The organism is Actinoplanes sp. NPDC051633, from assembly GCF_040681735.1.
Lineage (GTDB): Bacteria > Actinomycetota > Actinomycetes > Mycobacteriales > Micromonosporaceae > Actinoplanes.
The window spans coordinates 1-1055 of record NZ_JBFAZH010001825.1 but is presented as its reverse complement, the minus strand read 5'-3'; the positions used below and the strand labels follow the sequence as shown (position 1 = coordinate 1055).

The window sequence follows — 1055 nt, the reverse complement described above, 5'->3', positions numbered from 1 at the left end:
CGCCGGGCGGCCGTCGATCTGCTGCAGCAGCAGGGAGACGGCCGCCTGACCCATCGCGTCGACCGGTTGCCTGACCGTCGTCAGGGGCGGATCAGTGCAGGCCATCACCGGCGAGTCGTCGTACCCCACGATCGAGACGTCGCCGGGGACGGACAGGCCCATCCGGTGCGCGGCCCGGATCGCGCCGATCGCGGTGACGTCGCTGGCGCAGATCAGGGCGGTCGCCCCCTCGCCGAGCAGCCGCCCGGCCATCACCTGAGCCTCGGCCATCGCGAACGGCGCCCGGCCGATCTGGGGCGGGCCGATCTGCGGCGGGCCGCCGGCGCAGCCGAGGAAGGCGGACAGCTTGCGGGCCGAGGGCACGTGGTCGGACGGCCCGAGCAGCAGCGCCACCCGGTCGTGCCCGAGGGCGGCGAGGTGCTGGTACGCCATTTCCACGCCGTGCCCGTCATCGGTGCACACCTGCGGGAACCCGAGCCCGTCGACCGCCGCGTTGACCAGCACGGTCGGCAGGGACCGCTCGCGCAGCGCCGCGTAGTGCGCGTGGTCGGCGTCCGCCTCCTGGTAGAGCCCGCCGCCGAAGAGCACCCCGGAGACCTGCTGCTCGAGCAGGATCCGCACATACTCCGCCTCGGAGACGCCGTCCACCGTGCGGGTGCACAGCACCGTGCTGAAGCCGCGCTTGGCGAGCGCGCCGGCCATCGCCTCGGCCAGGGCCGGGAACACCGGGTTGCTCATCTCGGGCAGCACGATGCCGACCAGCCGGGCCCGCTCGCCGCGCAGCTTGTTGGGCCGCTCGTAGCCCAGCACGTCCAGCGCGGTGAGCACCGCGTCTCGGGTGGCCTGGGAGATGCCGGGCTTGTCGTTCAGCACCCGGGACACGGTCGCCTGGCTGACCCCGACGTGCTCGGCGATGTCGGCGAGGCGACGGCTGCTGCTCATGAGCCCGAGTCTAGAAGCCAGGCGGCGGCGTCCGGCGGGAGCCGCCGCGCCGGGAGCGGTTCGCTGGACAGGACCACCGCGCCGGGCGGCAGTGGCACCGGCGAGGCGGACAG

Annotated in this window: 1 protein-coding gene; it reads right to left on the bottom strand. The window is 74.3% G+C overall.

What is annotated here, in order from left to right:
• Positions 1-942, bottom strand: a 942-nt coding sequence (locus AB0M20_RS45475; protein ID WP_364307897.1) for a LacI family DNA-binding transcriptional regulator, incomplete at its 3' end; no start/stop codon positions are given.
• Between the last annotated feature and the right edge of the window lie 113 nt (positions 943-1055).